The 17,880-nt window shown below is 61.8% G+C and carries 16 protein-coding genes and 1 pseudogene; 6 read left to right on the top strand and 11 right to left on the bottom strand.

Annotated elements, in window-relative coordinates; genetic code table 11:
• Positions 1 to 984: 984 nt before the first annotated feature.
• On the bottom strand, positions 985 to 1,647 hold the full coding sequence (gene scpB / locus LB556_RS16370) for an SMC-Scp complex subunit ScpB (protein WP_063169436.1): 663 nt from the start codon (positions 1,645 to 1,647) through the stop codon (positions 985 to 987).
• Between the two features lie 2 nt (positions 1,648 to 1,649).
• A complete protein-coding gene (locus LB556_RS16365; protein ID WP_063169437.1) occupies positions 1,650 to 2,606 on the bottom strand; it encodes a DUF1403 family protein in 957 nt (318 codons plus the stop codon).
• Between the two features lie 917 nt (positions 2,607 to 3,523).
• On the opposite strand from LB556_RS16365, the gene LB556_RS16360 reads away from it, so the two are divergent.
• Complete coding sequence (locus LB556_RS16360; protein ID WP_224568696.1) at positions 3,524 to 3,742, top strand: hypothetical protein; 219 nt, start codon at positions 3,524 to 3,526, stop codon at positions 3,740 to 3,742.
• A gap of 371 nt (positions 3,743 to 4,113) precedes the next feature.
• Here the strand turns inward: LB556_RS16360 and LB556_RS16355 are convergent, their stop codons facing one another.
• Positions 4,114 to 4,308 (bottom strand): hypothetical protein, encoded by a 195-nt coding sequence (locus tag LB556_RS16355; protein WP_224568695.1) that lies wholly within the window; start codon positions 4,306 to 4,308, stop codon positions 4,114 to 4,116.
• Between LB556_RS16355 and LB556_RS16350 the strand changes: the two genes are divergently transcribed.
• Positions 4,289 to 5,302, top strand: coding sequence for a hypothetical protein (locus LB556_RS16350; protein WP_224568693.1), 1,014 nt, complete (start codon positions 4,289 to 4,291; stop codon positions 5,300 to 5,302). The genes LB556_RS16355 and LB556_RS16350 overlap by 20 nt on opposite strands.
• Before the next feature lie 672 nt (positions 5,303 to 5,974).
• Here LB556_RS16350 and LB556_RS16345 read toward each other — a convergent pair.
• From LB556_RS16345 to LB556_RS16310, 8 genes are all read right to left on the bottom strand, one after another.
• Complete coding sequence (locus tag LB556_RS16345; protein ID WP_224568690.1) at positions 5,975 to 7,048, bottom strand: SIS domain-containing protein; 1,074 nt, start codon at positions 7,046 to 7,048, stop codon at positions 5,975 to 5,977.
• Entirely contained in the window at positions 6,991 to 7,920 is a 930-nt protein-coding gene (locus LB556_RS16340; RefSeq protein ID WP_224568689.1) for an N-acetylglucosamine kinase, read from the bottom strand. Before LB556_RS16340 ends, LB556_RS16345 begins: the two co-directional genes overlap by 58 nt.
• A gap of 23 nt (positions 7,921 to 7,943) precedes the next feature.
• Complete coding sequence (locus LB556_RS16335; RefSeq protein ID WP_224568686.1) at positions 7,944 to 9,050, bottom strand: ABC transporter ATP-binding protein; 1,107 nt, start codon at positions 9,048 to 9,050, stop codon at positions 7,944 to 7,946.
• Positions 9,051 to 9,064: 14 nt separating this feature from the next.
• The gene (locus LB556_RS16330; RefSeq protein WP_224568683.1) at positions 9,065 to 9,910 is read right to left on the bottom strand and encodes a carbohydrate ABC transporter permease; all 846 of its coding nucleotides are present in this window, start codon (positions 9,908 to 9,910) and stop codon (positions 9,065 to 9,067) included.
• Positions 9,907 to 10,794, bottom strand: a complete 888-nt coding sequence (locus LB556_RS16325) for a carbohydrate ABC transporter permease (protein ID WP_224568681.1) — start codon at positions 10,792 to 10,794, stop codon at positions 9,907 to 9,909. Before LB556_RS16325 ends, LB556_RS16330 begins: the two co-directional genes overlap by 4 nt.
• A 65-nt stretch (positions 10,795 to 10,859) precedes the next feature.
• Positions 10,860 to 12,134, bottom strand: coding sequence for an ABC transporter substrate-binding protein (locus tag LB556_RS16320; protein ID WP_224568679.1), 1,275 nt, complete (start codon positions 12,132 to 12,134; stop codon positions 10,860 to 10,862).
• A 132-nt stretch (positions 12,135 to 12,266) separates the two neighbouring features.
• Positions 12,267 to 13,484 (bottom strand): ROK family transcriptional regulator, encoded by a 1,218-nt coding sequence (locus LB556_RS16315; RefSeq protein WP_224568677.1) that lies wholly within the window; start codon positions 13,482 to 13,484, stop codon positions 12,267 to 12,269.
• A 356-nt stretch (positions 13,485 to 13,840) separates the two neighbouring features.
• Positions 13,841 to 14,488 carry an SRPBCC family protein gene (locus LB556_RS16310; protein WP_224568675.1) on the bottom strand — a complete coding sequence of 216 codons (648 nt, stop codon included), beginning with the start codon at positions 14,486 to 14,488 and terminating at the stop codon, positions 13,841 to 13,843.
• Between the two features lie 143 nt (positions 14,489 to 14,631).
• On the opposite strand from LB556_RS16310, the gene LB556_RS16305 reads away from it, so the two are divergent.
• The 4 genes and pseudogenes from LB556_RS16305 to LB556_RS16290 all read left to right on the top strand — a co-directional run bounded on the left by LB556_RS16305 (position 14,632) and on the right by LB556_RS16290 (position 17,605).
• A complete protein-coding gene (locus LB556_RS16305) occupies positions 14,632 to 16,491 on the top strand; it encodes an AAA family ATPase (protein ID WP_224568673.1) in 1,860 nt (619 codons plus the stop codon).
• A 34-nt stretch (positions 16,492 to 16,525) separates the two neighbouring features.
• On the top strand, positions 16,526 to 16,681 hold the full coding sequence (locus LB556_RS32010; protein ID WP_224568672.1) for a nickel-binding protein: 156 nt from the start codon (positions 16,526 to 16,528) through the stop codon (positions 16,679 to 16,681).
• Between the two features lie 196 nt (positions 16,682 to 16,877).
• Positions 16,878 to 17,078, top strand: a pseudogene (locus LB556_RS32005) (hypothetical protein); the annotation flags it as partial.
• A 206-nt stretch (positions 17,079 to 17,284) separates the two neighbouring features.
• Positions 17,285 to 17,605: a sulfurtransferase gene (locus LB556_RS16290; protein WP_318011291.1), complete on the top strand. Its 321-nt coding sequence runs from the start codon at positions 17,285 to 17,287 to the stop codon at positions 17,603 to 17,605.
• The last annotated feature ends 275 nt before the right edge of the window (positions 17,606 to 17,880 follow it).

Below are 17,880 nucleotides of genomic sequence, written 5' to 3'. Positions count from 1 at the left end.
GATGGATGCTGAAGCGTGGTAACTCCAGTCTCCTCGGTCCGGTCCGAATGGACAACCTCTCGAAAGCTCACACCTAGAACTCCTCTTGAAAGCGTATCTAGCTTCAAAGGGCGTGTCGAAACGCGGTCTCCGGCTCGGCTTCGGTCACAAGATCGAGGACATTTACGAAGCCGCAGTGGCCCTAGGAATGCCGCCGATTGGGAACGTGAAGATGATTGCCAACAACCTTGACCTGATGAATTCTCAGCAAGATTTTAGGTACCCGTCGGGGTACAAGCTGAATGTCCCGCCGCCGAGCTTCTGCCGAGAAACGTATAACGCTCTCCACACAGCGATCGAGCCGAGGATCCCCACCGAGGTACTGAAAGCCAACCTCAAATTTCATTGGGATTTTCGGGGGAAGACTGTCATTTGGAAGGACGAATAGCCCGAGGATGATCTTCCCCATCTACGTTGGCGTTCTTATGGCGCTGCTGTCAGCATCCGCCATTGGCGGTGGCGGCAAGGCGATCTTGTTGGGATGGCCGCCTCGCTGACAATGGCCGGGATGGGCACTCGCCGGCTGGCTAGGTTCTTAGCAGGCCATAGCCGGCTGTCTGGTGGAGATCGTCTTTCAGGGCTTTGATCGTCTGTGAAAGGTCGCGAACCTTGTCCATCAGCGTCTGAATGGTCGCCCCGATGGGCTGGATCTTAACGCCTCAATCGTCGCGAGAAGCTCAAGGTAGACGTGGTTCAATTGAACTTTCTCCCTTCGAGAGCTCTCAATGGTGATCGACATGTGCGACCAGGCTCGATCAATTGCCTGTTCGCTTATCCTTCATCGACAAGCGGACGCGTGCCGCCACCTCCCTTCCGTCACGCGAAGGACCCAGCCGGCGAGACCAGACGGCGTGCGTGGCGCAATCTTCTATGTGACGAGCGGCGAGATCGCGTGTGTCCCGCCGTGATGGGATCATCTATTCGTCGAGCGCGGCGCTGGCGCCATCATCGTCGATATCTGCAAACCCTGGGATGATCCAGCAGCTTCTCCTTCGACAGCAGCCCGGCGTCCTCGAGCGCCTCGAAATCCGGCAGCTGGCGCAGCGTGTCGAGCCCGAACTGCGACAGAAAAGTTTTGGTCGTCACATAGGTGTAGGGCGCGCCCGGCTGCGGGCTGCGCGGCCCCGAGGCGACCAGCTGCTCAGCGCGCAGCACGCCGATCAGGTCACGTGACACCTCCTTGCCGAAAAAGCTCGACAGCTCGCCACGGGTGATCGGCTGGAAATAGGCAATGCACATCAAGACAAGCGCCTCCGCCTGCGACAGTTCTTTTGCTCCCTCGCCCGCTGCCGTGCCGAAGGCTGCGTGAATGGCGTCGCCAAAAACCTTTTTGGTCCGGTGCTGCCAGCCGCCGGCGACCGCGACCAGCTCGTAAGGGCGGCCGGCGAGTTCGGCGCGAATGTCGTCGATGATCAGCTCGATATTGCAGTTTTTTCCCACCACCCGCGCGAGGACACTACGTGTCACCGGTTCATTTGCCGCAAAGATCACCGCTTCGACGCGGGCCATCCATTCGCACCAGCGCAGCTCCGGCGGCAGATGTTCCAGTTCGGTGTCGAGCAGCGCCGGCTGATCGTTTGGCTTGCGGCGGGCGGACGCTTCGCTCATCGCTACAGCCCGAACAGCCGGAATGTGGGGCGGCCGGAGAGCTCGCGCACGACCTCCAGTTGCTGCAGCCGTTCGAACAGCCGTCGCGATGCAAAGCGCGACAGATTGTCCGTCGTCAGCGATCCGGACACGGCGTCTTCACTGAGCAGCAGAAAGATTACGTCGCCGGCGCCTTTGGCGCGCAGTTTCGGCGCCACCGCCAGGAGTTTTTCGGCCCGGCGCGACAGCTCGGCGGCCAACCGACAAGCGTCCGCGGCGGCCGCGACGAGCGCGATGCAAACCGCCCGCTCAAAATTCTTGTCCCCGGGCCGGATGCGCCGGCCACCGCCGGCCTCGGTGCGGAAAGATGGTCCAAAACCCTGCGCCATTAGGAGCGGCAGGGGCTGCGGCCAGCCCAGGCGTTGCGCCAGTACCAGGTCGGCGAGCCACCAGCCAAAGACTTCGGCATCGGGACGCATGGCGACGACCTCAGCGGCGATCGCCGCGGCGTCGAATGGCGCCGACCGCTGGGATACCCCGAGTTTTTCGATCTGCGTGCAAAGGTCGGCGAGCGCGGCGCCGTCCCAATGGAGGCCAAGCTGGTCGAGTATCTTCCCGAGCCGGCCGGGCGTAGCGGCGGGCGGCTGCCTGGCCAACTGCCGCCAGGCGCCAAAGACGGCGCCTGCGGGACCGGGGTCAGCACGTAGGGGACGCAAATGCCAGGCATCGCGCAAGGCGGCCGCATCCTCGGCGCGGCCGGCGAGCCGCATGCTGGAGGCGGCGCAGCGAACCGCCAGCCGCTGCCGCCAAGCGCCGGCCCAGGCTGCCTGCGCGCGGGCGAGCGTGTCGAGGGCACCCAGGGCGGCGCCGGCCCGGAAGGCGGCGTCGCCGTCACTCGGCGCGCCGGCGCTTGTGATCGCCCACGCGGGAACGGAGGGCGGCGCAGAGGAGCTGGCGGTCGCGGGATCGAGGCGAATCATAATTTGGAGAGTAAAGTGCCGGTGCGCTTTTCGCCATGATTTTCGTGCCAAAACGCACAGCCTGTCGGATCAGCACAACGACTGATAGTGTTGCATTATCAATCTCTTCACGAGTTCGTCCCTGCTAAGCCATTTGGCCAACAAGTAAGTCTCGACAGGGCACCTTTTTGCGCAGCCGGACGAAACTCCGTTCGGAAATGTGCCGGCTCGCGGCGTAGGAGCCTGCTCAGGTTCAGATGTCATGAAGGCATCTAACGCCCGATCTGCCGCGCAACTTCGGTCCCATATTCATTGCCGACGGGGTATCTGAGGGCGACGTTTTTTGCGGGTTTTTCCTGGTCGGCTTTGGAGGTGATGCTGGCGCCGATTGTCACAGGCTACTTCACTATCTGTTCCTTGACCGATGAGATCTTTTGCGCTGCGGCGCTCCCGTCTTTGCTGTGGGTCACCTTCTGACCCAAGCCCCAACGTACACACGCGGGAGTGTCCTACAAGCCATCGGTTTCGACAGATCGGATGGATTGGGCAGGCGAGCCCAAAAGCTGCGAGCTTAGAGCGGTTATAAATCGTAGTTGTAGCTGTGTAACAAACTGTGTAACAAAAAGCGCGAAAAGACTAGTATTTTCAGTATCATAGAGGTGAAAGGGAATCCCTCCCTCTCCGCCAGGGCCTTCGAGACTCTAACCCACTTTCCCCGCAAGCATCTGATCCCGCTCTAAAAAATCTCCTGGCGGCTCCCACGAAGGGAGTCTTTTCAGGTGCCTGTATCGTTGAATGTATCGCGTAATGTATCGTTGGACGCATCGCTGGCAGCGGCCGCAAATGCACCCACGCCAAACGACAGAGATGCCGGGGGCAACGGCTCTCCCGGCCGCTACCTCGTCAGGTCAGGCTCCGTTTATCTTTTCCAGATTAGATTGCCTGGCGACCTTGCCGGGCCGGGTGCACGTTTTATCCGCTTGGGGCTAGGCCCGCTTACCGCGCGGCAGGCACGCGTCCAGGCCGAACTGCTGGCCGCGCTCGCCAGAAACCGCTTCGACCAGATCAGGACGGCCCGATTGGAAAACGACATCAAGAATGCGGTGAACAGGATAGCGACGGTGCTCCAGATTTCACCAACGACAGTCCCGAACTGACAGCGGCGGAAGTGAAGGGTTACCTCAAGGCCATGCTTTCTGTGGTCTCGCAACCCGCTCCGCCAACACCGCCGCATCAGGAGGCCGTATTCGCAGGCTTCCGAGGGCTGGTGAGCATCGGCCGGGAGCTGGCGAAAGGCGCGGAAGGCAATCCGCTCATCATCGAAAACGCTGACATGCTGAAGCCACAGTCGGTCGCCAAGATCGCGGGCGAGGCCCCGACGAATTCCACCTCCACCCTCCAGCAGGCCGAATTGCAGTCGGCCACGACGCCACTCGGCGCCTCGCCTGCTGCGGCTGCCATTCGCCCGTTGGCCTATGTCCCCGCGCATGCTCCGCCAGCTTCCGCGAGCTCCGCCGTCCATCCGGAGCTAGCGCGGCAGGTCGAAAACGGTGCGATCAGAAAGACCGTGGCCTTCAAGCTTGACCGCCGTTATGTCGAGCGCAAGCCTTCGACGAAGCCGCTGCTGAGCGACGTCGCCGAGGACTATTTCGAAGGTCGTGCCCGTAAGGTCGGGCGAGAAGAAAGATATCGGCACGGCGCGGATGCGGCTGGGTATCTTCATCGAGCTGATCGGCGACCATCCGGTCGACACTTATACAGGGGCCGACCTGCAGGCCTATGTCTATCTCCTGACGCATTGGCCGGCGAAAGAGAAGGACAGGCCGAAGGACAAGACGGCGCGCGAAATCCTGGCCGCCAATGCCGACCTTACCGCCAAACCCCTAAAACGGTCGGCGCTGGAGGATGGCTATGTCACCATCGTCAAGACAATCATCCGCTCCAAGATCACTGAGCTTGACTACCCGGACCCGCTCTCCGGCGTGAAGCTCTTCTATCCGGATACCGCGGCGCCGCGCGAGTCAGCGGAGCCGCTCAGTTCCAATCAGATCAGCCGTATCTTCCACAAAGGCGTGGAGAGAGGGTTGCTGGACGAAGCAATGCTCCCGCTGCTCGGGCACCTGACGGGGCGCCGCCTCGGATTGCTGGTCCACCTCACCGGAAACGACATCCGCGAGAAATATCCGGATGTCTGGGTCGCCCAGACATCCGGCATTCAGCTGAATAGGGAAGGACATTGGCAGCGCGTTCCGATCAAGACCGACGCCAGCGCGACATTCTTCATCCTTCATGACTTCCTCCGCGAGATAGGCTTCATCGAATGGGCGAAGGGCCAGGGTGACTCATTCCTGTTCCCGCAGCTCATCCGCCTTGCGGACCCGAGCAAGAGCGCCAGTTCCTATATGAACCGCCTTTTCGAGAAGGCGGGCGTTATCACAACGCGAAAGGAAGTCTTCCACTCACTGCGCGGCGGTAACATCGACCAGATGCGGGACAACAAGGTGGATACACGCGACCGCAAGCTTCAAGCCGGCCACAAGCTCGACGACGAGCACGACCTCTACGGTTTCAAAGCGATCAGCGAAGTTCGCGCCCGCAACATGGCGCGAGCAGATCTGATGGAAAGTGTGGATTTCTCAGTCTTCCATGGCCTCGACTTCGAGCGACTCGCAAAGGCCAAGCGCACTTTCGGCAGGCAGCCGAAAGTGCGAGACTGAACGGCAGCGAGGGAAATGAATTTCCTCGAAATGCCCGAAATTATCCAGCAGCAATAACCTTGGACAAACCGAATCCACGCGGCAGCGAGGGCAATGTTTGCCCTGCCGAAGAGGGACGGCGCGGCACGGCGCTGACGTATCGCTGGGCCCGATGAATCGCACCGCTATCACACCGTTTGGCGGAGTAATCGGGAGACGACCAACTTGGCGGGATAACGCGGTTGATTCGAAGACAGGCGACGGGTCGGGATCACTGATAGTCGGATCAACCCCCGGTGCCGAACCACACCTGCTTTGCGCCCAATATCGGTCGCTGCGCCTTGCACTACGTCCTCCTGAAAGCTGACATCCATCTGCGGCCTAACGTCGATCACAGGTGCAGGAAAAAATCGCATAAACGCCTTGGTTTCTCGAAGAAACAGACCGGGGCGGGTGTGGGACAGCAGTGGCGAAAAAGCCAAACTGGTGGGTGAAAAAACGGCGACGCCCTCACGATCGAGCCGGCCGCGATCCGCTAGCAGATTAACAGCTTGAGGTGCGAACCTCCGGCGTCAAGTTGCACAAAGCAATCTGCGCGTCGGCGATACAGTCTAGAGTTCCTTTGGTGCTTGCCTCGCCCTTTCGGGCGAAGCAATAAACATCAGGTGCATCAATCTCGTGAGTTGACGAGAGTCACGCCGCTTCGGGCACCTTGGTGTCGGACATGCGATAGCGAAACTGGGTGTCTGTCAGTCCGGCCGCATCCGAAAGCGTTGCTGCCAAGAGTTGGGCGACGATGATGTCCGCGATCCCCTGCGCTATCAGATTGTCGCATCGCGGCACCTTGATGACTGTCAAAAGCCTGCCGTCATCGATTCCTTCTGCCGTCGTGACGAGAAGTGCCGGGCAGCCGATGCTTTCCAGATATTGCGCCAGTTCGACCTCGCGCCCCGAACCAACCAGAACCACCGCAGTGGTCTCGTCCATCGACTCCATCGGTCCATGCAGGTAGTGGCGGGTATCGTAGGCCGAGGCCGGGATCCGCGATGCCTCGCGGATCAAAAGCGAAGCCTCATCGGCCGTGCCGAGCGAGGCACCGGCGCCGACGCAGTCGATGGCGCGACGGCCAGACAACAGTTTCCCCAATCGATCCATCTTCGCGGCCGCGGCGCTCAAAAGCTGGCCGACAAGGGACGGAATCTCAGCGAAGGCGTCATCCCGCACGCCGAGGAGTTTCTGCACTGCCATACCGGCGGCCAGCAAGGTGGCGGTGTAGCCGGTGCTCGACGGTGTGGCGTCAGAGCCGTTCGCCAGCCGTACGTGCAGGTTCGCTGCGCGCGCCAGGGGGCTCTCGGGATTGTTGGTGACGGCCAGGCGGCGAGCCGCTGGCAGCTTTTCCAGCGCGGCGACCGTCTCGACACTGCGGCCGCGATGGGACAGGCCGATCAACGCATCACAAAGGTCGTTGCCTTTGGCCATGTCCACCGAGCGGATCGCGAATGCGCGCCGGTTGCGTGTCTGAAGCTCGGCTGCCACGACGACGGCCGCAGCATAGCTTGCGCCTATGCCGGTCACGCCGATGACCGCCCGATCCAAGGACGACATGTCTATCTCCGCTAGCTCGTCGCGCACGGCGGCGTAAGTATCGGCAAGGGCTTCGGGCTGGCGAGCGATGGTGGAACGATAACTCACAGTCTTTCCTTTCTTGGTCACAAAAATACCGGTGCGGAGGGTATTCCGCGCGCGGCAGGTATCTCGATCAGGCAACTGGCGAGACGACAGGCGCCCTCGACAGGTTGCCCGGTGAACAGATGCGGCGCTATGCGCCCTGCGGAAGCCTCGGCCAGTCCTTCCGCGAAGGCCTTCCACAACAGGGGCTGCCCCGCGATAACGCTGCCTCCGGCCACCGCATGAGCGGCACCGGCGCCGCGGACATCCAGGAGCGCGGCCATATGAGCGAGAGCCCGCCCGCCTTCGCGGATGACGCCCGCGGCAAGGGCCGATCCCGCTTCCGCTGCCTGAAAGATTACTGCGGCATGGCTTCCCACCGCCGTCGCCGACCGCATTTCCGACAGAGAGCTGCCCAGACGCGGAACCGAAGGAACCAGCAACGCGTCGAAAATTGCCTCGACCAGAGGCTCACCGCGGCCCCCGCCAGCATCGAAATGGTGTGCAACGGCGCGCACGGCCTCGCGCACAAGACCGGCGGCGCTGCCCTCGTCACCGACGATCCAGCCCCACCCTCCGGCAACCAACATGCGATCGGGCGCGGGCCGGCAAACCGCGATCGAACCTGTGCCAGCCACCACGCCAATCTGCCCGGCTAGGCCGAGTGCAAGGGGCATCAGCTCGGCGTCGTTGACCACCGCGACCGGCGTGTTGGTGCGCGTCGACAAGGCTGCATGAAACGCCTGGCATTCCGCCGCGTCGTCGCAGCCATGGGCGCCTATGCCTATCGCGCCAAGCGGAGTGCCCTCGGCCAGACCCGCTGCCAGATCCAGTAGCCGCTCGGCATCGCGATCCCAGTTGCGCACCCGCCAGTCGCCGGTCGGCAGCACCATGTCGCGTGCCGCGCCGCCTGCCGTGGATTTGACCCGAAGATGGGTCTTGGTGCCCCCAATATCGATTCCGACGATCACGGCAGTCTCATCCTCGGACCGGTTCATCCGCGAGATCCATTCCCACCCCGAATGCGTCGGCCGTCCGACGCGAAGACAAGTGCATGACGAAGGTCGGCTTTGGCCCGCAAGGTTCCGTTCATCGACGCGCTGCCCCGTGCAGCCCGCACGACCACCGGGGTTCCATCGCCCAAGTCCATGTGGACGTAGCTTTCCGAACCGACTTCCTCGACCAGCTTGACCTTGCCTTCCAGCTCAAGACCGCCTTCATCGGCGCGCTCAGGCACGGCCAAGAAATGCTCGGGGCGCAAGCCCAGTTCGACCTGGCCCGCGAGCCCGGGCACCGAAAGGGGAAGGGTCACCTCAACCGCGTTGGCAACGGCAAGGCGCAACCTGCCTGGTGCCGCGTCGATAACGCGGGCGGGCAGAAAGTTCATTTTGGGCGAGCCGACGAAACCAGCGACGAACCGGTTGTCCGGGTCGTCATAGAGGTCCAGCGGCTTGCCTGCCTGCTGGACTCGGCCGCCATTCATCACCACCATCCTGTCGGCCAGCGTCATGGCCTCCACCTGATCGTGCGTGACATAGATCATCGTCGTGCCGAGGCGCTTGTGCAGATCCATCAGTTCCGCGCGCATCTGCACGCGCAATTCGGCGTCGAGGTTGGATAGCGGTTCGTCGAACAGGAAAACCCGCGGTTCGCGCACGATGGCTCGGCCGATGGCGACGCGTTGCTTCTGCCCGCCGGATAACTGCGCAGGCTTGCGCTCCAGAAGCTTGTCCAGGCGCAGGATCGCAGCCGCATGCCGCACCTTCGCTGCGATCTCGTCGCGCGGTCGATGGGCCATGCGCAGACCGAACGAAATGTTCTGGAAAACCGTCATATGTGGGTAGAGCGCATAGGACTGGAACACCATCGCCACGCCGCGCCGCGCGGGCTCCACATCGTTGATGATCTCGCCTTCGATCGAGATCGCGCCGGAGGTCACCGTCTCCAGCCCGGAGATCATGCGCAGAAGCGTCGACTTTCCACAGCCCGAAGGCCCCACGAAAACCACGAACTCCCCGCGTTCTATCGAAAGGTTCACGTCCTCCAGGACGCTGTGCACGCCGAACGACTTCGAGACCGACGAGATATCCAAAAATGCCATGGGTCGTTCTCCGCTCAGCCCTTGGTTCCTGACATCGCGATGCCTTCGACGATCTTGCGCTGGAAGATCAGGAAGAAGAGCAGCGGCGGGATTGCGGCCAGAAGATTAGCGGTCATCACCATGTCCACTGTCTGGTGCGACAGTGGCGAGTTGAACAGGCCGACCACTTGGCCCACCGTGTAAATCGCGGGCTTCGTCCCGACGATCAGGGGCCACATGTAGTTTCCCCAGGTCTGCATGAAGGTGAGGATCGCCAGGGTGACGAGGGCATTGCGGCACAAGGGCAACGCGACGTGCCAATAGATCTGAACATGGCTGGCGCCGTCGAGCCGCGCCGCCTCGATCATGTCCTTGGGGACGGCGCGCATGAACTGCACAAGCATGAACAAGCCGAAGGCCGAGGCAAGGCCAGGTACCACCAGACCGCGCATCGTGTTCAGCCACCCTAGCTGCGACGTCAGCAGATAGGTCGGGATGATTGTGACCGCGGTCGGCACCATAAGCGACAGCATGACGACGCCGAACAGAAGGCCGCGGCCCGGAAATTCGAACAACGCAAACTCGAAGGCGGCCAACGAGCCGATGAGCAGAACGCCCGCAATCGTCAGCAATGCGTACAACAGCGAGATGCAATAGGCGTGCAGGTAGTCCGTCTCGGTGAAAATCAGCCTTATTTTCTCGACGCCGGCCGGGATCGAGGTCGGCCACAGGCGCGGATTGATCGATACGGGCTCGCCCGGCAAGGAAAACACCACATTGATCATCCACCAGATCGGAAACAGCGCTATGGCGGTCACGACTAGGGCGAGTGCCCATTTCAAAACGGTCCAGACCGAGATGCGGGAGAACTGAGCGGTCATGCCCACCCCTTCAGGCGGCGCAGGCCGAACATGGCGGCCGTCAGCAAGACAATGGCGAGCGTCAACAGGAAACCGTAGGCCGCGGCCTCGCCAAAGCGGACGCCCCCGAAAGCGCGGCCCATCATGTCCATCACCGGAAAGAGCAGCGCGTTGCGACGCCCGCCATAACTGGTGAACGACGATCCCGTCAGCAGCCACGGCTTGTCGAAGACCTGCATGGCTGAGATCAGGCCGTAGGTCACGACGAAGAACAGCACCGGTCCCAGCATCGGAATGGTGATGTGGACGATCTGTTGGCGTTTGTTGGCACCGTCGAGGCGTGCGGCCTCGTAGAGCTCGGCCGGGATTTCCTTCAGTCCGGCCAGGATGATGATCATATTGAACCCTGCCGATACCCAAACATCCACGGCAATCAGGGCGTAAAGCATCGTGCCGGTGTCGTTGAGGAAATTGATCGACTGCGCGCCAAACCAGCCGATGATCATGTTGAGCAGCCCAAAGTTCGGCGCATAGATCCAACGCCAGATGGTGGCGGCCAGGAACGCCGGCAGCACAACCGGCATGAAGTAGGCGTTGCGGAAGAAATTGGCCCAGCGTCCGACGAAACTGTCCACCAGAAGCGCAAGGCCAAGTGCCACCAAAACCCCCAGCGGGACGGTGATGGCGACATAGGTCAGGAGGTTGCGCATCGCCGTTGCGAAATCGCGCGAGAGTACGATCTTCTGGTAGTTGGCGAAGCCGAGATACTCCGGCTTCGTCACCCCGTTCCAGGCGTGAAAGCTGTAGTAGAGGCCGCTGAGGATCGGATAAAGGAAGAACACCGCAAACAGGATCATGAATGGCGCGATCATGAGGTAGTGCGGCAGGAGGCGGCGAAGGGGCATGGGCACTCCGTTTGAGCCTGCGGCCGGATCGATCCGGCCGCAGGCGCTTTACGCGTGAGGCGCTTTTACTGGGCCAGACAGTCGTTCAACTGCGAGACCAGCTCTTTCGCGCCCTCCTCCGGAGTGTGCTGGCCGTCCGCCGTGGCGGAGGCCATGTCGATCACCTCCGAGTTGTAGCAGCTCGGGACCGAGCCGCCGAAATAGGGCGCCGCCACATCCATCGCGCCGTGGGCGGCATCGACCGAAACCTTGATCAGCGGGAGTGCCGCGACCTCTGGATCGGCCATTGCGGCCGCGTTGGCGTTATAGCGTGACAGAAGCTTCGCCCAGCGGGCCATCTGCGCCTTCTCGGTGAGATAGGCGGCGAATTCAAAAGCCAGATCCGCGTGAGGGCCTGGAGCGACACCGACCATCTCGTAGCTGCGGATGCCGCCGGTTTTGCCAGGTTCGTCACCAGGAATCAGCGTGAAGTCGTATTTGAGCCCGCTGGCCTTGGCTGCCTCCTCGTAAGTCGGGTTTACCCAAGGGCCGACAGTATGAAACGCGAGTTGGTTCGAGATGAACAGGTCCTTCGTAGCCTGGTCGTTGCGGCTGGTTCCGCTGCTGAGCGGCTTCATGTCGACAAATTTCTTCAAAACCTTGGCCATGATCGCCGGATCGATCTTGGTCTTCTTGTTCGCCCAGTCAAATCCCCAGCTCTCCGTTGAACCTGAAGTAGCATAGATTTCGGCGATGGAATTGAAGACCAGCGTTTCGTCCGGAATGGCATACATTCCAGCGTCCTTGACCTTTTTCATCTGGGCGAACCATTCGTCCCAGGTGGCCGGAGGCTTGCTCGTGTCGACGCCAGCTTTTTCCAGCACCGTCAGGTTGCGAAACAACAGGGAACCGAAGCCGGTATAGGGCAGGCAGTAAAGCTCGTCGGGCTTTGGCATGCAGCCTTTCAACGCATCCTGATCGAATTGAGCCCGGAAGCTCTCGGGCATAGCCATCCATTTCGAATAGATGTTGTCCAAGGCACGCACTTCCACCAGCTGAGCGCCCACCGACTGGGCGTTCATGAACACATCCGGCAAGTTTCCGCTCGCCGCACCGGCGACCTGACCCGCTGTCAGATCGTCGTCGCCCTTGGCGACGATGTCGATCGTCACACCGGGATGCTTGGCGGTGAACTCCTTGATGAACTCCTGCTGGAGCCGCAGCGCATCGCCTTCGCCAAAGTCGGAATAAACCCAGTACTGAAGCGTAACATCCTCCGCGGCCGCTCGACCGGCAGTTCCGATCGCGGCCAGCGCCGCCAGTCCGGCAAGGCCGAACCGAAATTTGCTGAGCGTGCTCAATGTTCCCTCCTGTTGACGCCTGACAATCGCAAAACGGTTCTTATTTGTTAGGCACCTTAACTAATAAAAGAGGAGGAGCCGCCGTCAAGCTTTTTGTTGCGGCAGCGCAAATGAAATAAGCGGTCGTGTTGGCTATTCGCCCAGGACCAGAGGCAGGGCGGTCTCGATGGCTAGGCGTTCGATGCCCAGAACCGTCGCGTCTGCGGCCAGATGCGTGCTGTGGATTTCGACCGGGTAGGAAAGGCGGTTCGCCGTTTGGCGCACCTCCGGCAAGAGAAGGGGCGACGCTCCAAGGCCACCACCCAGGACCACCAGACCGGGATCGACCACGCTGACGCAGGCGGCGACCACCGCCCCTATGTCCGAGGCGTGGCGGGCAACATGACGCTGTGCGTCCGGGTGGCCCGCTTCGGCAAGCTTGAGCAATTCCTCGGTGTCGCGCGGAGACGGTCCAGCCGCTGTGGTCCAGTCCGACTGCACGCGCGAGATGAAGGCCTGGGTACCGAGATAGTGCTCGACCTCGCCCGGCAGCGGCTCCGCACCCGGTGCAAAAGGGAAACTCAGATGGCCGATCTCCCCCGCGGCTCCATTGCGCCCCCGTACCAGTTGATCGTTCAGGATGAGGCCCATGCCGATCTTCAACCCGATCTGCACATAGGCAAAGTTGGCGATGCCGCGTGCAGCCCCATAATGCTGCTCGGCCACTGCGGCACAGTTGACGTTGTTTTCCAAGACGAGCGCGACACCGGCGGGAGGATCGAACGCACGGAACACGACGTCTTGCCGGCTGCCTTCCACGTCGCCTTCCGGTCCCACAACACGCGTCGGCACTGCAAGCCCAAGAGCGCGCAGCGGTCCCCAATTTCGTTTGGTCGAAGCACGAATGACAGCGAATTCGGATGCGACGGCGCGGCTGACCTCCTCGTTGATGGTCAACTGGCTCTCAGGATAGCGCAGGATGCGGTTGGCCAGTTGCTTGCGGTCGAGCGTGGAGACACGAAGCCGCACATGGGTCGCACCTGCATCAACCGCGATGACATGCCCGGCTCCTGGCCCGACTTTGTATTGGGCCGCGCTGCGCCCCAGTGGCCCCTTGATCGCGCCGACCATCTCGACGTAGCCGAGTTGCTCGAGTTCAGCAATCGCAGCCGACATTGTCGGCCGCGAAAGGCCAAGCGACATTCCGATCTGCGGCCTGGTCGAAGGGCCATCCTCCACCAGGCGTCGGAATACCGCACGAGCGCTTCCTGTCAAGAACGGTCCGTTTGTGTCGGACACTGTTTGCTCCGAGGAATGGATCCTCGTCGTTTGATACGTGTTTGCACGATTCAAATCGAGTGGAGCGCTCATTTGGCATATTCGTATTTGACGCAACCGGTCATCTCGGAGTCATCCTCTGAGACTTATGTCCTTAGAACCTAACACACAGGCTGCGCAATCCTCTCCGCCAACGCGCGTACAGACTAGATGCCGAACTGCGGAATGGCATTGGATTGATGCCCTGTGCCTGGTTGGCCCTTCAGATTCAATACTGACTTCCAAATGCAAGAACGTTTGGATTGGGGCGAGAGCAGTCTGACCGCCCCGTTCCAGCCGTCAAGGGTCCGGCCGGTAAGCGCCCGCTAAACTTGGTCGCCAAAGCCGCGTTCGCCGATCTGCTCTCCGCATTGAGCGGGCTCCGACTGCCGCGACGCTCGTAACTCGTCTTACCGTGCCCGCTCTATACCCTCGACTGGCCGGGGGCTCTCGTGCCGGCGCCGAGCCGGAGCACTCAACGGCGGACAATGACGCCAGGGCCCGTCACAGCCCCAGTGCCGCAGCGACCCGTTCCTGGAAATACTGCACTCCCCGCTCATGCCGCCCCGACAGCGGGCGGAGCTATACGCCCCTGCGGCATAGTTGCGATGCGTATCGGCGCAGATGGTGTAGTCCTCGCGTACCACGGCCAGAGTGCCTTGCACAGATTTCGCCCTGCTCTCGGATGCTTCAGCAGCGATATCGGCAAAGAAGAAATGGTAATGCTGGTCTGTGTGATGCGGTGAGGTCGGATTGATCCGGCTAACGTTCATGCCGCCATCGAAAAGCGACAGCGTCCAGTTCGGCCACATCCAAAGCCATTTGCCGCGATAGAACAGACCGTCTTTCGGCGGTGCGGTCATCCGGACATAACCGGGATGGGCGGTGGTCTGGAAAGCCTCGAAGTCGATGGCAGCGTAGAACGAGGGATGCGTGCCAGGGATGTGGTAGCCTTCGACGGAATTGTCGGTGTAGATCGGGAACACGTCACGTTTTTGGCGGGCAACGCACAGATTGATGTACAAAGCCTCGGCCATCTGCTGCTGGGTGGTGCGCAAGCAGCCGCACTCGATGATCTCGAAAACGCTGCAGCGCTGCTGCAGGGGGAATTACTCGACGGCCTCGATCTGCCCTCGTGCTACCGGTTTCATCACTGGTGCTTGGCCGAACGCGAGCGCTGGGACGCATTGCGGCGCCAAGTATGGCGCTTGTCGTCGAGCGGCTCGACGACAACCCCGAGCGCGCGCTGCCCTACGTTCGAGCCATGGTCGCCGCCGACCCGCTCTCCGAGAGCGCTCACGCCCGGCTCGTCAACCTGCTTGCCGCGCTTGGGCGTCGCAAGGACGCCGAAGACCATTATCAATATGCGCGGAGCATGTTGCGCCGCGAATTGGCCGCGCCACTGCTCGGCGAATTGAGCCCGCCGGCGCCGCGGCGTGGACAGCCGTGGTCCAGCACGCAGACCGGATCGCCTGCACTCGGCCCGCGCCTGCCTTTGGCCAAGGTGGCCGGGCTGGTCGGGCGCTTCGACGAACGACAGATGGTAACCGCTTCGATTGGCGCGTTGCTGCAGGGCAAGCCGCCGGCAGCGATGCTGTTCCTCGGCGAGCCTGGCATAGGCAAGTCGAGGTTGCTTCAAATGGTCGCCGAGGAGACGAAACGGAAAGGCGCCAAGGTCATTGGCGCGCGCTGCTTCGAGGCAGAGGCGGTACGCCCTTATGGCAGTTGGACAGATGCGCTTGGCTCTTTGATCGCGGATGTCGTCGATCCGGCCTCGCAACGTCTTGGATCGCGATTCGGTGCCGATGGCGACTTGTCGGCAGACGATGGCGGCGGCCGAACTCGCCTCTTGGCAGCAGTTACGGATCTCATCCGCGCGGAAACCGTGCGATGCCCTATTGTGCTCATCTTCGACGATCTGCAGTGGATCGACGAAGGATCGTCTTCCTTGCTGCATTATGTGTTGCGAGCCACACGCTCGGAAGGTCGCGTGCTCTTCATCGGCGCTGCGCGCGCGGACGAGATTGAAGACAATCCCTGGTGCAAACGGACTCTCAGCGCCATCGCACACGACGATGCGTTGCAGCGCGTCCAGCTCTCACCGCTCGGCGCGAAAGAGGCGGCAGAGTTTTTTGCGGCCGACGCCGGCGAGGACGAAGTGGCGACAGCGGTTCGGCAAAGTGGGGGAAATCCGTTGTTCCTAGTCGAACTTGCCAGAGCCGGCCGGCCGCAGGCTGTGGGGCGCGATATCGAGGCGATCATCGCCGATCGGATCGCAAGGCTTGATGCGCCGGAGCGCGATCTCATAGTCTTTGCTTCCGCCACGACAAGGGATATCAAGCCCGAGCTTCTCGGCATCGCCATGGACCTTCCCGAGCCACAGCTGATCGAGCGGATAAACCGCCTGGAACGGCGCGGTCTCCTGAGGCCAGCCGCCGATGGACGCTTCGATTTTGCACATGATTTGATCCGGCAAACCACCTACCGTGGCCTGTCCCAGCCGCACCGCCGACTGATCCACCGCCAAATCGCACGTGCACTGGGCAGCGCGGCACAACGCGACCAGACGCTGGCGGGTGAATTGGCATACCACGCCGGTGCCGCCAGCGATCATATGCTGGCGGTCGAAGCGTCGATTGCGGCGGGCGAGCACTGTCTACGGCTTTTCGCCAAGGCGGCGGCTATCGACGCGGCCAACCACGGCCTCGGCCATCTCGCGCAACTCGGTTCCAGCGCCGATCGGGCCCATTCACACATCTCGCTGCTCAGGGTGAAGGTATTCGCCGGCCAGCGGCCTGGCCTCAGACCGCAACCCGAACTTTTCGCCGAAATCAGGCGCGCCGTTGAAACGGCCGAGCTCATGGGTCTTCGCGACGATGCGGTGTTGGGGTGGCACATGATATCGTGGTGGACCCAACACTCGAACGACACACTCGCGGCGCAGGAGGCAATATTGCGCGCCGAGGAGATTAGCCGGCGCACCGACGAGCTTATGCGCTGCCGGCAGTTGGCCAATACCGGCCGCTGCCTGCTCGAAGTCGAAGGCGACGTAAGACATTAATGCCGACGTCATCCGCGAGAAGCCGTGCCTTGAGATGTACGGAGTTACATGGGGCCGCAGTGTGCTGGCCGCCGACCGGCTCCGCATGATCTGCGAATATGACGCTCTGGATGCTGAGAGCGTGCGCAAGGCCCAGCACCAAGCCGGCAAAGCATTCGTACGCGTTTGGCCTGGTAACGTCCTGCAATAACGCCGCCACCGCCCGCTCGCAAGTACTACAGACCGTACCTTGGTCCGGCGCCCACGTCGCCGCGGCCCATGTTGGTTGTATAGAAATCAAGCGCCATACCGGAGATGAAAGATGGAACCCATCAGGAACTCGCTCGATTCGCGCATTCGATGCCGCCTGGCTCGCGGCGCACCTTCAGGACCCGCTGCTGCGCGTCGTGGAGATCGATGTCAGCGCGGCGGCTTACGATGGTGGCCACGTCCCCGGCGCCATCCTGTGGAATGCCTATGCCGACCTTCGGCATGCCGACTTCCGCCCGATCGATGCAACCGAAATGCAGAAGCTGCTATGCCGGTCGGGTATAGCCGTCGAGACAACGGTCGTGGTCTACGGCTACGCAGCGCATCTCGGGCTGCTGAAGTCGCTTGGGCATGAGCGCGTCAAACTGCTGGACGGGCCTCGTGAGCAGTGGCGGACGGCCGGGTATGACTGGTCCAGTGCCGTTCCTGCCCCTCAGCCTTCGCAATATCTGCTTTCCGACAAACGCGTGTTTTGTTCATCCAGGGATGACCTGGCGATCGGCCGGTCTGGGCCGCTGATCCTCGATACGCGTTCGAACGCCGAATATACCGGGGAACGCTTCTGGCCATCGGGCGCTCGTCAGCCCTCTGGGCGGTCCGGGCACATCCCGGCGCCGTCCATCTTCCCATCGAGCTCCTGCGAACAACGCAATGCGATTTCAAAAGCATCGACGAAATGCAGACGGTCTTGGCGGAACATCATATCGCCCCGGAAGCCGAGATCGTCAGCTATTGCACGATCGGCAACCGGGCGGCTCAGGCTTGGTTCGCGCTGCACCAGCTCCTGGGCTACCGCAGCACCACGATCTATTACGGCTCATGGGCGGAATGGGGCACGACCGTCGACACGCCGGTCGAAACCTGAGTGGAACATTCTAGCACCCGAACGAGAACGCCCGCCTCCAGAGCTGCAGTGATCGGTGTGACCAATTCGCGCCGGGAGCGAGGTGGAGCACTATGGTGGTGCGAAGAACGGTGCGGCGATCACAGAGGGGTCCAACGGGACAGATAAGGTGCTTCGATGCCTGGCCGGTTGAAACGACCGCCGCCAATCGCCGCGCCTGCACCGCTGGTGGCCTCGAAACGGCCGCATATCGGCCGGCGACGCACGAGTTGCTGCTGCTTGGAAGCGGACGTGGC

The organism is Mesorhizobium sp. ES1-4 (genome assembly GCF_020164745.1).
Lineage (GTDB): Bacteria > Pseudomonadota > Alphaproteobacteria > Rhizobiales > Rhizobiaceae > Mesorhizobium.
Note: the sequence above shows the minus strand (reverse complement) of the source record. Positions and strands in the feature narration are given on the sequence as shown.

Bases quoted from the DNA above. Each gene is read 5' to 3' on its own strand.
- scpB (WP_063169436.1), bottom strand. From the start codon at position 1,647: ATGAGCGAAGCGTCCGCCCGCCGCAAGCCAAACGATCAGCCGGCGCTG.
- LB556_RS16365 (WP_063169437.1), bottom strand. From the start codon at position 2,606: ATGATTCGCCTCGATCCCGCGACCGCCAGCTCCTCTGCGCCGCCCTCC.
- LB556_RS16350 (WP_224568693.1), top strand. From the start codon at position 4,289: ATGCGGCTGGGTATCTTCATCGAGCTGATCGGCGACCATCCGGTCGAC.
- LB556_RS16355 (WP_224568695.1), bottom strand. From the start codon at position 4,308: ATGAAGATACCCAGCCGCATCCGCGCCGTGCCGATATCTTTCTTCTCG.
- LB556_RS16335 (WP_224568686.1), bottom strand. From the start codon at position 9,050: ATGGCATTTTTGGATATCTCGTCGGTCTCGAAGTCGTTCGGCGTGCAC.
- LB556_RS16330 (WP_224568683.1), bottom strand. From the start codon at position 9,910: ATGACCGCTCAGTTCTCCCGCATCTCGGTCTGGACCGTTTTGAAATGG.
- LB556_RS16325 (WP_224568681.1), bottom strand. From the start codon at position 10,794: ATGCCCCTTCGCCGCCTCCTGCCGCACTACCTCATGATCGCGCCATTC.
- LB556_RS16315 (WP_224568677.1), bottom strand. From the start codon at position 13,484: ATGAGCGCTCCACTCGATTTGAATCGTGCAAACACGTATCAAACGACG.
- LB556_RS16305 (WP_224568673.1), top strand. From the start codon at position 14,632: ATGGCGCTTGTCGTCGAGCGGCTCGACGACAACCCCGAGCGCGCGCTG.
- LB556_RS32010 (WP_224568672.1), top strand. From the start codon at position 16,526: ATGTACGGAGTTACATGGGGCCGCAGTGTGCTGGCCGCCGACCGGCTC.